Below are 14223 nucleotides of genomic sequence, written 5' to 3' on the forward strand. Positions count from 1 at the left end.
AACAAAACTAAGTAATAAAAGTTGAGAAAGGATTATTGTTTTTATAAATTAGCCATCGAAAAATTGAAAAGCAAATGCGTGTTGTCATTCAAAAAGTAAAAGAAGCCTCGGTGACGGTTGAAGGCGAAAAAATATCGGCCATAAAAAATGGTTTGTTAATTCTGGTGGGAATTGAAAACGAAGATACACAGGAAGACATTGATTACCTGGTAAAAAAGTCGACACAATTGCGTGTTTTCGACGATGAGAACGGAGTGATGAATCGCTCGGTAATTGATGTTGACGGAGACATTATTGTGGTAAGCCAGTTTACACTTCAGGCCAACACCAAAAAGGGTAATCGTCCGTCGTACATTCGGGCTGCCAAACCCGACATTTCAATCCCGATGTACGAAAAATTTGTGGCTGCGATGGAAACCGCTCTCGGTAAAAAAATTGGAACCGGAAAATTTGGTGCCATGATGGATGTTGCGCTGATCAACGACGGTCCGGTAACCATTATCATCGATTCGAAACAAAAGGATTTTTAGCCTGTTTCATCAGTTAAACATGTGAAAATGAAAAACGAACTTACTATCTCCGAAGCCCAAAAACAGGTTGATGATTGGATAAAAACCATTGGCGTGCGCTACTTCAGCGAATTAACAAATATGGCAGTTCTTACCGAAGAAGTGGGTGAGCTGGCGCGTATTATGGCCCGGAAATATGGCGACCAGTCGTTTAAAAAGTCGGACGAAGAATATAACCTTGCCGACGAAATGGCTGATGTTCTTTGGGTGTTGATTTGCCTGGCCAATCAAACCGGTGTTGATCTGAACGAAGCATTTCTGAAAAATATGGAGAAAAAAACCAAACGCGATGGCGATAGGCATAAAAACAATGACAAATTGAAATAAGCCATTTTTCCTGAAATCTGCACTTTTGTTATTTTGAAATATTATTCAGGTCTTTGGAATAAAATTTACAGAAAAACCAGCAAAATCTTATTCAATTAAAAAAATCCGAAATTACTCGTACGTTATAAAACATTTATTACAAAAGGGTTTCATGATTAATTTCTTACTTTCATTAAAGAAAAATCGCTTACTTTGCTAGTGCAACAAAAGTTGCAAATAGAATACAAAACAAGCAGACTTAAAACGTATACAATGGAAAATCTCGATTGGAAAAACATTGGGTTTGGATACCGTGACACGGACTATAACGTTCGTTGCTATTACCGCGACGGCAAGTGGGGAGAACTTGAAATCAGCTCATCAAACGTCATTAATATTCACATGTCGGCAACGGCATTGCATTATGGACAGGAAGCTTTTGAAGGACTAAAAGCCTTTAAAGGAAAAGATGGAAAGGTCAGGGTCTTCCGCATGGATGAAAATGCCAAACGTATGCAAAATTCTGCCGATGGTATTCTGATGCAGAAACTTCCGGTTGAGAAATTTCAGGAGGCCGTTCGAATGGCTGTTAAAATGAATGAGCGTTTTGTTCCGCCCTACGAATCGGGTGCGGCATTGTACATTCGTCCGCTGTTAATTGGTACCGGACCACAAATTGGTGTTGCTCCGGCCGAAGAGTACCTGTTTATGGTATTTGTTATGCCTGTTGGTCCTTATTTCCCTGAAGGATTTAAACCTACCAACCTGGTAATTTATCGCGAATTCGACCGCGCTGCTCCGCAAGGAACAGGAAAATATAAAGTTGGCGGAAACTACGCTGCCAGTATGTACGAAGGCAAAAAAGCCAAGAAAAACGGTTTCTCGGCTGTACTTTATCTCGACAGTAAAGAGAAAAAATACATCGACGAATGTGGACCGGCCAACTTCTTTGGCATAAAAAACAACACTTACATTACTCCGGAATCAGCTTCTATTCTTCCATCGATCACCAACAAAAGCCTTATTGTTTTGGCCGAAGAAATGGGATTGAACGTTGAGCGCCGCAGAGTTCCGTACGAAGAACTGGCAGAGTTTGACGAAGTAGGAGCTTGTGGAACCGCTGCAGTAATTTCGCCAATTAAAGGTATTTACGACAACGACAACGACAAGTGGTTCAAGTACGGCAACCAGGAAGAAGCCGGCGAATGGTCGACAAAATTATACAACAAATTGCGCGCTATTCAATATGGCGACGAGCCCGACACACACGGTTGGGTGGAGATAATTGAGTAAAAACGGGTTAAGCGGATTATATCCGCTTTTAACAATGCGGTTACAAACCGCAGAACCCAAAAGATATAAAGCTTCGAAAAAATTCGGAGCTTTTTTTATTTATACTGTAACTATCTCAAAACTTATCCGTCGTATGTTACGAACGAGGTTCAGAAACAAATGACAATTACCGAATATAACCTTGCAGTTGACAATTACTCAGATCGTCTGTACCGCTTTGTACTGAAAAGTATAAAAGATGTGCATATGGCTGAAGATATTGTGCAGGATAGTTTCGAGAAATTGTGGAAGAACCGCGAGAATGTGGATGGCACGAAAGTAAAATCGTACCTTTTTACCACTGCCTACCACACGATGATTGACCGCATTCGAAAGGAAAAACGTTCGGCGTTTACTGAAGATTTGAGCTTGCCGGAAGAAGGCCGCGAAGGCAATTATTCCGACTTGAGCGAAATACTGACTGAAGCCGTAAACAAACTACCGGAGATTCAACGAATGGTAGTGTTGTTGCGCGATTACGAAGGATACAACTACCAGGAAATTGGCGAGCTGACGAATTTAAGCGAGTCGCAGGTGAAGGTGTATATTTATCGTGCAAGGTTGTTTTTGAAGAAATATATTGGCAGCATTGAGGCTGTGGCATAACCCCTCAAACTCGCCTAAAGGGGAAAAGGAGAAAGGACGGACATGAAGGAGATTAACAGAACAAATTACGAAGCATATTTTATCGATTACCTCGAGGGGAACCTCGATGAAGGGATGATCGATAGCTTTATTGCGTTTCTGAAAGCGAACCCCGACCTGAAACAAGAACTGGAACTTTATGAGCCAATTTCGTTGGAGCCTGAAAAGATTGCGTTCAGCAATAAAACAGAACTTTATAAAAGCAATTTCGATAATGAAGAAGCTTTTGACAATGCTGCGATTGCATTGCTGGAAGGCGATTTAAGCGCGAACGAAAAACAGGAGTTTGAAACCTATCTTGCCAGTCATCCCGAAAAGGAAAAACAAGCCGCAGCTTTCCAAAACACCATTTTAACAGCTGATGAAAACATCGTTTTTGCGCATAAGAAAAAGCTGTACAAAAAGGCCCCGGGAAAAACTATTCTGCTCTGGACAAGCCGTGTGGCAGCGGTTTTAGTTCTTGGTCTTGTAATTTTTAACCTTGTAAATCGCAACAATACGGCTGTAGAAAACACTTCGCAGCAAATTGCAGAAGTGGAAAAAGCGCCTCAAAAAACCATTGAAGAAACACCGGAAATACTATCTGAGAATAACGAGCAAGTTGAAGAAAATACACCAATCGAAGCTCCTGTTCCTGTAGAAGAGATCAGTCCGAAAGAACTTATCATCGAAGATAATATTGTTGAAAATAACGCCACTTCGGCTCCAGACGAGTTACTGGCCATGCGCGAAACACTTATCGTTCCTGATGAGATGCAACCTATTAACGCCTCCTTAGATGTTGAACAAGCAAACACATCCCTGGCGACAATGTACATCATCTATCCGGCCGAAACTTACGATAATGAAATGCTTTTGGCCGACCGCGTGAAAGATAAACTCAATTTGCGTAAGATCTCAAAAGCCGGTCTCAATCTGATTGCCAACCTATCCGACGACCGTTTTGAATACGAAACCAACGACAACGGGAAAGTAGTAAATTACACGTACGAATCGCGTTTGCTGGCCTTTTCTATTCCGGGTAAAAACGAAGCTGGTGAATAAATTTGAAATTTCCCTGTAACTTTTAAAACCAGCAGTCCGTCACAGCATCAGAAACATTTAAACGAAAAGACAATGAAACAATTATTGACACTAATTTTATGTTGCGCACTAAGCACAAATCTATTCGCACAAACCGATACCACTGAGGTTAAAGTATTAAAAAAGAATGTAGTTACTGTTGTTGAGGACGACGATAAAGTACAGGTTGTTGTTGGCGACGGCGTTGAAGTTATTACCGACGACTGGGGCGACACGACTCATGTGCGCATTGGCCGTCGTACATTTAAAGTTATCGAAGGCCATAACGGAACTTACGTTAGAGTTGAAAAAGATGAAAATCGCCAGAAATGGTCGGGACGATTTAATCCACACTGGGCAGGCCTTGAAGTTGGTGTAAACATTATGACCGGAACAGATTATTCAATCTACGATGGCGATTACGAAGACTTTGGCGATTTTCTTGATTTGAATCCGGGCAAATCGTTATCCTGGAACCTGAACTTTGCCGAATTCGCATTTAAAAACGAACGCAAAACATTTGGTGTGGTAACCGGTCTTGGTTTGAGTTTTAACGACTATACTTTTAACGATCCTGTAACCATTGAAAAGCTGGATGGTGGCGGAATGACAGTTCCTGTATACTTACCTAACGACAGCGAAGGCCGCGGAATTAAAAAATCGAAATTGCATGTAAATTATATTACCGCACCTTTGATGCTTGAAGTGAAAACGCCACTTCGTATGGGTAGTTCTCGTTTGTACCTGGCCGGTGGTGTTATCGGCAGTCTTTACCTGGGCTCGCACACCAAATACAAATATTACAAAGGCGGCAAAGAAAAGTCGAAAAGTGGTTACAACATTAACCAGTGGAAATACGAACTTACCGGACGTATTGGTTTTGGCGACTTCTGCATTTTTGCCAACTACAGCATGACATCGTTATTTAAAGATGGCAGAGGACCTGAGGCTTATCCATTGATGATCGGCGTTTCGTTCCCGAATATTTAGAAATCAAAAAACATATATAACTCATATCCCCGGTAATTTTTGCCGGGGATTTTTTTGCTTTAACCGTTGCTTCGCGTACATTTAATCCGTGGAAATCATTCGTTTAATACCGCTGATCGGCTTTTTGCTTTTTTGTTTGCAGATTGGCATCCGTGCTTTTGTTTTGCAACGAAAAGGAACACGTTTGTCTGGCGGAAAAAAGCAGTCCTCAAAAGGAATTAGCACGGTTTTACTTACCGCTTTCTTCGTGGTGTTTTTAAACGAACTGGTTTACAAAGCAGGGCTTATTCGTTTTTCCATCATTCCCAACGTACTACAACCTTTACTTGCCGGAAAGATTATTCTGGTGATTAGCGGAATCGTTCTTATTTTATTGGGTAATCTGTTCATGCTGCTTACTTTGCGTGCATTAAATCAATCGTTACGTTTTGGATTAAACAGGAGCAATTTAGGCAAACTGGTAACTTCCGGAATTTACGCCAGTTCGCGCAATCCGTTTTTTGTGGCTATCAACTGTTTGTTTGTTGGAATCGGTCTGGTATTTCCCACTCCATTTTTTATCGTAATAAGCTTACTGGCGCTCGTTTCCATACATTTTTTTATATTGAAAGAAGAGCGTTTTATGCACCAAAATTACGGAGAGGAATATAAAAACTATGCAAAAAACGTAAGGCGTTATTTCTGAGTGGCAAACTGATGAAACGGCAGCACATGAATCGTTTTATCGTCGCGAATAAATGTGTCAGTTTGGTTTAAAGTTACCAAAGTTCCTTCGTTGAAACCAAAGAATTCCATAGCCTCCAGCAATCCATTTACTTCCTGCTCCAGCTTATCCTGTTCCAGTGTGGCACACACCTGCACGGCAACTTTCGCCTGATCTTTCCCAAAGCCAATAAAGTCGCAGTACCCATCTTCTGAAAAATAGAAGATTTCAGTGTATTTCGATTGCAAATACAGAAACACCAGATTTTCGAGCAGCTGCTCCGTTTTTTCGCTGATATTAAAAGTTGCGGCGCTAACAAAACCCGTGTCGGCCACATATATTTTGCGCGGGTTTACCAGCTGTTTGCGTAGCGAGTAGCTGAATTTTGGAACGTAGTACATTAAAAAACCGGTCTCCAGATAATTCAGATAATCTACTGCCGTAGTGGTTGTTTTTATCCCTAAGACGTTCTTTAGCTGGTTTGCGGTAATCATTTCCCCAACGTGGCGCAGCAAATGCAAACTAAGCCGTTTAAACGCCCTCAAATCCCGAATTCCATTGGTTAATCCAATCTCTCGTACGACAATGTCGTCAAATAACTGGCCTAAAAATTCATCACGGTTTGTTTCTGGTATAAAAAAACCGCCTTTTGCCATATAGTCCATCACCGAACTTTCATCCCGCTCCAGCGAATGGAACGAACAGAATTCATCATACGACAGCGGAGTAATCACTTTGCTGATGTACCTTCCGGTCAAACTTCTGCCCTTTTCATTATTTAGTATTCCGGCATTCGAAGTTGTGAAAATCACACGAAAGTCTTCATCCAATTTCTGACGGATGTAATCCTGCCAGCCTTCCATAGATGTAATTCCATCTAACAGTAATATTTTGCTTTCAGCTGCGGCAATGATTTCATCCAGCTTAAAAAAATCGTTCTGATCAAAACCATAAAATCCGGGATGCCGGAAATTAACGTAAAAAGCAGCAGCTGAATACTGATTTTTTAACTGATACAGCACCGATTTTTTTCCGGTTCGTTTTAAACCGGTTATAATAATTAACTCACTTTTATCATTCTGTATTTGATCAACCAACTCCCGTTTTATATAAGAACCAATTTGATCAGAAGGAATTTTTTGTGAATCTATAAGTATTTTTAAGTCTGATTTTAAAATCATTACACTCTATTTATTACAAATATATGTTTTTTCTGTTTATTATTATATATTCTTATCTATTATAAATAGATAAGATGAATAATAAGTAAAAACATACAATAAAATCACTAAATACATCAGCAATACAACGGTTTATGAGTTTCCAAATTCATTCCCCCAAATGAGTGTTTATCCGGAACATCAATTCGTTTACCCCACCCCTAAAGGGTGCGAATTGATTATCACTGCTCCTTTGAGGGACGGGGTACTCAGGGAGAATCAATTTGCAGATCGAGGAATATTACTAACGAATCAGAATAGGTAATTAAGAGCAGAATCCATTTTACAAGACACAACGCATCATTAGCCCCTTAAAAAAGATCGTTCTGAAAGGAAACAGCCATTAAAAGTAGCCTGTAGAGAATAGCCTGACATCGCAACCAGCAAATCAAAAGCCAACAAAAAAGGGATAAAAGCCAATCGGCTCCTATCCCTTTTTCATGAGTGAATATTAATTTCTATAACTCAAACACTTTTGCGCCGGCGCTCCAGGTACTTAGTATTTGCGTGTTTAATACTTCTTTTGGTTGGGCTTTCATCAAATCGGTGTCTAATATTATAAAGTCGGCCCACATTCCCGGGGTTAAAGCACCCTTCTCATCTTCTTCGAACGATGATTTGGCAGCCCAGCTTGTCATAGCACGCAGCGTTTGTTCGCGTGTAAGTCCCTCATCTTTGTGCCAGCCACCTTCAGGCCAACCTTCATGATCGGTGCGAAATACCGCCGAATAGAAGGTATACAACGGATAAATATTTTCTACAGGGAAATCGGTTCCGGCTGGCACCCATCCCAATTGATTTAGCAAGGTTTGATAAGCGTAAGCACCTTTTATACGCTCCGGCCCCAAACGATCTTCAGCCCACGGCATATCGCTGGTGCAGTGTGTTGGCTGAATGGATGGCACAACGGAAAATTCGGCAAACTTTGTAAAATCATCGTCATTAATGATCTGCGAATGTTCAATTCGCCAGCGACGATCGTTCTTACCTTTCAAAAACTTGCCGTAGGTATCCAGCATTAAACGGTTACCACCATCGCCAATGGCATGTGTTGCAACCGCAAAATTATTGTCGTAGGCCAGCTGGCAAATCATATCGTAATACTCCTGCGTTTCAATTTGCAGGCCGGTGTTTCCTTTGTCATCCGAATAATCGGTCATTAGCAATGCACCTCTTGATCCCAGCGCACCATCGGCATAAATTTTTATGGTATTCACCAACAAACGATCGGTTTTGTAAGCTTCTCCCTTTTTTACAAAATAATCGAAATTCTCCTGCGTAGGATTCAGCATGGCGTTCACCCGCATTTTTAAGTTGCCGGCTCCCTGCATTTCATCCATCAATAGAATGGTTGACTTATCCAATCCGCAGTCGGTAACCGATGTCAGTCCGGCAGCAAAACAGTTTTTCTGCGCTTCCAGCAAACCTTTTTCCTGCTGCTCTGGAGTAATTTCCGGAATCAGTTTTCCAACAAATCCCATGGCGTTGTCGATCAGAACTCCGGTAGGTTCGCCATTTTTCAGCAACACTTCCCCACCCTGAACTTTGGTGTTTTCCGAAATCCCTGCCAGCTCCAGTACTTTCGAGTTGCACCAACCGGCATGTCCGTCAACACGAACCAGGTAAACAGGAATATCGGGGAATAACTCATCCAGCTTTGATTTGTCAGGAAAACGGGTGTCTTCCCAATCATTCTGATCCCAGCTGCGCCCCAAAATCCATTCGCCACCAAATTTATCGTGGTGTTCTTTTAACAGCGCGTATATTTCGTCCGGACTTTTTGTTCCGCGCAAATCAGCATATTGCATCAAACCCTGTGCATAACCGTTAAAATGGCAGTGCGCGTCGTTAAAACCCGGGTAAATAAACTTCCCATCAGCATCAATAATATTATCCGAATCGTATTTATCAAGAATTTCCTGCGACGAACCAACAGCCACAACTTTCCCATCTTTTACAGCAAATGCCTCGGCAGTTGCAAACTCCTCATCAACGGTATAAACCATTCCTCCCGAAACAACCAGGTCAACTTTTTCTTTTTTTACACACGATATCATCACAAATAGTAAAATTAATGCCTTAAAAAATTTCATATTTCTTTTTTTGATTAGCCACAAATGTAAGCTTTTCGGGCATATTTTAAAACAGCAAATCCGAAGGGCTTTTCCGACGATATATTATTATATTTGCGCGACTTACAGAAACTTAAAAACTAAATGTTTACAGTCGGCATATTTACAACGCATTTCCCCTACCTGGTGTTTATTGCCTGTTATGCCTGGTTTTTGCTTTTTGGTGTTGAGCAGGCTCATGAAGGGAAAATACAAATTGCCGAAAAATCGATCCAGATCGAGTACCACGTAAATCATGCACATGCCAATGCTGAAAGGTCGCTGGCATTTTTCGATCAGCCCGAAATTGATTTTGAAAGCCACAACAATTGCGATAATCTTTGCAGTAATCAAAAGTGGAAAGTCCATCAATCGCTCCGCTTTTATGCTAAAGATATAATTCTCGATTCCCTGTTTTGCCGTCCACCGCCTGCCATGGCATAAAGCTTTATGATAAAGAAATTTACCTCCATTTCTCCAATAGGAATGACCCTTTTATCTATTCTGTGAAAAAATTAACAAAATTCGTTATATTTTGTTAAGTGGATGAACAACTTAAAAAAATGAAAAAAATCAATTTTCTGCTTGTCTTCATTTTATTGATTGCAGGCTACGCAAACGCCCAAAATATCAGGGTAATAACCGACACCACCCAAACGAACGATATTTTAATCGACGAGATTACCGTTAAATCGGCAAAAGAACTTCCGCGAGTGAAGGACGTTCCGGCATCGATTTCGCTTATTTCAGCACGAATGATCGCCAACGACGAAATCACCAGCCTGGCTGATATTTCATCAAAAGTGCCCAACTTTTTTATGATGGATTACGGCTCGAAACTACAATCGCCGGTGTTTATCCGAGGAATTGGTTCGCGTCTTGGTTCGCCATCGGTTGGATTGTACGTTGACAATGTGCCGTATTTTGAGAAAACAACTTTTGGTTTCGACTTCTTCGATATCGACCGAATTGAAGTACTTCGCGGACCACAAGGAACGTTGTACGGACGAAATACCATGGGCGGAATCATTAACGTATTCAGTAAATCGCCGCTTTATTTCGAAGGAACAAATATGAACCTGTCGGCCGGAACACACGGCTACTACAACGTAAACGTTAACCATTACAACAAAATCAGCGATAAAGTTGGCTTTTCGCTAAGTGGCAACTACATGGCGCACGACGGCTATTTTACCAACGAATTTGATGGCGACCCGGCAGATGATCAGTACTCTTTTAGCCTTCGCGGACGCCTGGTTTGGAAGATATCGGATCAGCTAACACTTGAAAACATCGCCACTTACGAAAACAGTGAGCAGTACGGATTTCCGTATGCACTTTACAACACCGAAACAAATACTTCGGGCAAAGTCAACTACAACCAGGCAAGCAGTTATAAACGCGATTTGTTTTCGGACGGATTGATTTTTAAATACCGCACCGACGATTTTGAACTGACATCGACAACCAGTTACCAGTATTACGATGGTGTTATGGCGGTTGACCAGGACTTTACCGCCGACTCGGTTTACTTTTTCGAAATTGGCGATAACCAGGATATGTGGTCGCAGGAATTTGTGGCAAAATCGCTGAATAACGAACGTTACAACTGGTTATTCGGGGCCTATGGTTTTTACCAGACCATGGACCAGAAAACCTTTGGCGACCTGTACCGCTCGAATATGCAACAAGATATCAGAAGTAAATTCGATATCTCAGGTTTTGCACTTTTCCACCAATCTACGATAAACAACTTTTTGATTGAAAAACTGACTTTAACTGCCGGAATCCGACTGGATGTTGAGAAAGACAAACTGGATTATTCAATGGCTATGTCAGTTGGCGGAGGCCCGTGGAATACATCAATTTCAGAAAATTACGAAGAAACATTCACGGAAATCCTTCCGAAAGTGGCTTTAAAATACGAGTTCAACAACGAATTTAACACTTACGCAACCGTGTCGAAAGGATATAAATCGGGTGGATTTAACACCAACTCATCGGTAGATTTGGAAAACCGTTCGTACGATGCCGAGCAAAGCTGGAACTACGAGTGGGGATTTAAATCGTCGTTGGCAAACCACCGTTTGTATTTTGATGCCGCCTTGTTTTACATCGACTGGCAAGACCAGCAAATTGACGTACCTGTTCCGGGAGGCCGCGGAAACATGAAAAACAACGCCGGAGAATCGGTTAGCAAAGGAGTGGAATTGTTTGTGAGAGCCCGCCCGGTAGATAACCTGGAAGCAACAATTGGATACGGTTATACAAAAGCCACTTTTTCGGATTATGTGGTTAGCGACGAGCTGAATTACAACGACAATTATATTCCTTATGTGCCTCGCTCGACGGTTAATGCCAGCATTAACAAAACCTTTGAGTTCGAGAACAACTTCCTTGAAAAAATGGTTGCTCATCTTTCGTACCGCGGAGTTGGAAAACACTACTGGGACTTGAACAATTCGTTGTACCAGGATTATTATGGTTTGGTTGATGCCAAAGTATCTTTCTTCTCGGGCAAATTTCAATTTGATATATGGGCGAAGAATATTTTGGATACCTCGTACAATTCCTATTATTTTGAGATTTCATCGCTTCAAAACGCTTATACCCAGTTGGGAAAACCTGCAACGGCGGGTGTAAATTTGAAGGTAAATTTCTAACATGAGAAATAGCGAAATAAAAAAATATTATACGCTGCTGAGCCTTTATTTGGCGCAGTCGATCCCGATGAGTTTTTTCTCTACGGTGATCCCCGTGATCATGCGAATGGAGAACTACTCGCTGGAATCCATCGGTTATATTCAATTGATAAAACTGCCGTGGATTCTGAAAATGTTGTGGGCGCCGCTGGTGGATAAAACCAGTAAAAACAAACGGCACTACCGCCGCTGGATCATCATGTCGGAGGCGTTTTATGCATTGATAATTATGAGCATCGGATACTTAAACCTGCAAACCGATTTTACCACCATTATTGTGCTGATGGTGATTGCATTTACGGCATCGGCAACGCAGGATATTGCCACCGATGCATTCGCCATTCTTATTCTGAATAAAAACGAACGCAGCCTGGGAAACAGCATGCAATCGGCCGGTAGTTTTATCGGAACCATGATGGGCAGCGGTGTTTTACTCATTATCTACCATTATTTTGGTTGGTTGTGGTTGTTACGCTCGCTTGGATTGTTTGTATTGTTTGCGCTCATTCCTGTATCGTTGTACAACGCACGAAACGGAAAAGAACCTGATCGTTCAACAAAAAATGTATCGCCACTGGAGTTTATTTACTTTTTCAGGCAGAAAAAAATTGGCGCGCACCTTTTGTTGCTCTTCCTGTTTTATTCAGGAATAATCGGGATTTTAACCATGATAAAACCCTACTTTGTTGATTTGGGTTACGACATTAAAGAAATTGGAATCATCTCCGGAATATTCGGAACCGCCTGCGGTGTTTTAATGACCGTACCTGCAGGATTTCTGCTCCGCAAAAAAGGAATTACCAAAGCGGTGTGGATCTTTCCGGTAATAAATGTGCTGGTGGCCACTTTCTTTTTCGGACTAACCTATACCAATCATGCCTTGTGGCTGGTTTATTTGGGTGTTGCGCTGCTTTGGGGAGCTTACGCCATGTCGTCGGTATTTGTATATACCATGAGCATGCACGTAGTTCGAAAAGGGCGCGAAGGAACCGATTTTACCATTCAAATAGTAATTACACACCTCAGCAGCCTTGTTATTGCAATAATGAGCGGAAAAGTGGCCGATGCGCTTACTTACCGCGGGCTGTTTGCCATAGAAATTGGGCTCGGAATACTAATTCTTGCCCTCTTACCATTTATCTTCAGAAAAAGTTTTTACCTGAAGTATGAACAAGAAACCGATTAAGACTATTTAATTTAGTACAATGAAAGTATCACAAAAGTTAATAGAAAAATACAACACCCCGGTACCGCGATACACCAGTTATCCGCCGGCCAACTTTTTTTCACCGGAATTTACTCCGGAACAGTACGTGAAGGTGTTGGAGCAATCCAATTCAGAGAATCCACAGAATATTTCCATTTATATTCATATCCCGTTTTGCCCGAAGATCTGTTATTTCTGCGGCTGCAACACGCACCTTACGCGCGACAAAAACAAAATGGAAGTTTATGTTGACGCGCTGAAAAAAGAGATCCGCATGGTGAAAAAGTTGCTGAGCGACGACCGTAAAGTGTCGCAGGTGCACTGGGGAGGCGGAACCCCGAACTCGTTGTCGATCGAGTTGGTGGAAGACATTATGAACGTGATTCATGAGCTTTTCGAGTTTATTCCAAAGCCGGAAATTGCCATGGAATGTCACCCGGCAATGCTCGATCAGAATTATATCGATCGTTTGGTAGCGCTGAAGTTTAACCGCTTTAGCTTGGGTATTCAGGATTTTAATAAAGAGGTGCTGGACAATGTAAACCGCGATCCGTCGATTCTTCCCGAGGAAGATTTGGTGGCCATGATCCGCAGCCACGAAGGTACCAGCGTGAATTTCGATTTTATCTACGGTCTGCCGTTTCAGGATGAAGAGTCGTTTGCAAAAACCATTGAGCGCGCCATCAGTCTTTCGCCCGATCGTTTGGTAACGTTCTCATATGCGCACGTGCCTTGGGTGAAAAAAGCACAAAAAATATTGGATGCACGCGGTTTGCCATCAGCAACAAAAAAGCTGGCCATGTTCGAGGTTGGTTATCGTTTGTTGACTGAAAACGGTTACGATGCCATTGGTCTCGACCACTTTGCCCGCCCCGATGACGAGCTAAGCATTGCTTTTAAAAACAAAACGCTGCACCGTAATTTCCAGGGTTATTGCACCCGCGAAACAACCGGTCAGGTTTACGCTTTTGGAGCTACCGGAATCAGCCAGCTGGAAAATGCCTATGCACAAAATGCAAAGGACACGAATACCTACGTTGACCAGATCAACAGCGGGAAATTCACCATTGAAAAGGGTTATCAGCTGAATGAAACAGAGAAGATCATTCGCCACGTCATCAACGAAGTGATGTGCAACTATTATATTTCGTGGGAAGAAGCAGCACAAATGCTAAAAACGTCTACCGATGTAATAAAACAAAGCATTATTTACGATGAGTCGTTCCTGGCCGGTTTTGTTGAAGAAGGACTTTTATCGCTTTCGAAAGACGAACTGCATGTTAGCGAACAAGGACGGTTTTTTGTACGAAACATCGCTGCCAGCTTGGATCCGAACATGCGGAATGCAACCTTAAAATTCTCAAAAGCACTATAAA

At 41.8% G+C, this 14223-nt stretch carries 13 protein-coding genes; 11 read left to right on the forward strand and 2 right to left on the reverse strand.

The features are described from left to right. The first annotated feature begins 74 nt into the window (after positions 1-74). From dtd to QZ576_RS15700, 7 genes are all read left to right on the forward strand, one after another. The gene (dtd, locus tag QZ576_RS15670) at positions 75-530 is read left to right on the forward strand and encodes a D-aminoacyl-tRNA deacylase (protein ID WP_297098733.1); all 456 of its coding nucleotides are present in this window, start codon (positions 75-77) and stop codon (positions 528-530) included. Between the two features lie 27 nt (positions 531-557). Further along, positions 558-896 carry a nucleotide pyrophosphohydrolase gene (locus QZ576_RS15675; RefSeq protein WP_297098734.1) on the forward strand — a complete coding sequence of 113 codons (339 nt, stop codon included), beginning with the start codon at positions 558-560 and terminating at the stop codon, positions 894-896. Between the two features lie 198 nt (positions 897-1094). Continuing rightward, the gene (locus tag QZ576_RS15680; protein WP_297098772.1) at positions 1095-2168 is read left to right on the forward strand and encodes a branched-chain amino acid aminotransferase; all 1074 of its coding nucleotides are present in this window, start codon (positions 1095-1097) and stop codon (positions 2166-2168) included. A 159-nt stretch (positions 2169-2327) separates the two neighbouring features. Next, on the forward strand, positions 2328-2813 hold the full coding sequence (locus QZ576_RS15685) for an RNA polymerase sigma factor (RefSeq protein ID WP_297098735.1): 486 nt from the start codon (positions 2328-2330) through the stop codon (positions 2811-2813). A gap of 42 nt (positions 2814-2855) precedes the next feature. Then, positions 2856-3896 (forward strand): hypothetical protein, encoded by a 1041-nt coding sequence (locus QZ576_RS15690; RefSeq protein WP_297098736.1) that lies wholly within the window; start codon positions 2856-2858, stop codon positions 3894-3896. A 72-nt stretch (positions 3897-3968) separates the two neighbouring features. Then, positions 3969-4904, forward strand: a complete 936-nt coding sequence (locus tag QZ576_RS15695; RefSeq protein ID WP_297098737.1) for a hypothetical protein — start codon at positions 3969-3971, stop codon at positions 4902-4904. Positions 4905-4992: 88 nt separating this feature from the next. After that, positions 4993-5589: an isoprenylcysteine carboxylmethyltransferase family protein gene (locus QZ576_RS15700; protein ID WP_297098738.1), complete on the forward strand. Its 597-nt coding sequence runs from the start codon at positions 4993-4995 to the stop codon at positions 5587-5589. Here QZ576_RS15700 and QZ576_RS15705 read toward each other — a convergent pair. Continuing rightward, the gene (locus QZ576_RS15705; protein ID WP_297098739.1) at positions 5580-6788 is read right to left on the reverse strand and encodes an ATP-binding protein; all 1209 of its coding nucleotides are present in this window, start codon (positions 6786-6788) and stop codon (positions 5580-5582) included. The genes QZ576_RS15700 and QZ576_RS15705 overlap by 10 nt on opposite strands. Positions 6789-7285: 497 nt before the next feature. Next, positions 7286-8920, reverse strand: a complete 1635-nt coding sequence (locus tag QZ576_RS15710; protein ID WP_297098740.1) for an amidohydrolase — start codon at positions 8918-8920, stop codon at positions 7286-7288. Between the two features lie 123 nt (positions 8921-9043). Between QZ576_RS15710 and QZ576_RS15715 the strand changes: the two genes are divergently transcribed. The 4 genes from QZ576_RS15715 (at position 9044) to hemN (ending at position 14222) form a co-directional block, all read left to right on the forward strand. After that, entirely contained in the window at positions 9044-9382 is a 339-nt protein-coding gene (locus QZ576_RS15715) for a hypothetical protein (RefSeq protein WP_297098741.1), read from the forward strand. Between the two features lie 119 nt (positions 9383-9501). After that, positions 9502-11601, forward strand: coding sequence for a TonB-dependent receptor (locus tag QZ576_RS15720; protein ID WP_297098742.1), 2100 nt, complete (start codon positions 9502-9504; stop codon positions 11599-11601). Position 11602: 1 nt separating this feature from the next. Continuing rightward, positions 11603-12826, forward strand: a complete 1224-nt coding sequence (locus tag QZ576_RS15725) for an MFS transporter (protein WP_297098743.1) — start codon at positions 11603-11605, stop codon at positions 12824-12826. A 19-nt stretch (positions 12827-12845) separates the two neighbouring features. After that, complete coding sequence (hemN, locus tag QZ576_RS15730; RefSeq protein ID WP_297098744.1) at positions 12846-14222, forward strand: oxygen-independent coproporphyrinogen III oxidase; 1377 nt, start codon at positions 12846-12848, stop codon at positions 14220-14222. Position 14223 lies beyond the last annotated feature (1 nt).

It is taken from the genome of uncultured Draconibacterium sp., assembly GCF_913060805.1.
Classification (GTDB): Bacteria; Bacteroidota; Bacteroidia; order Bacteroidales; family Prolixibacteraceae; genus Draconibacterium.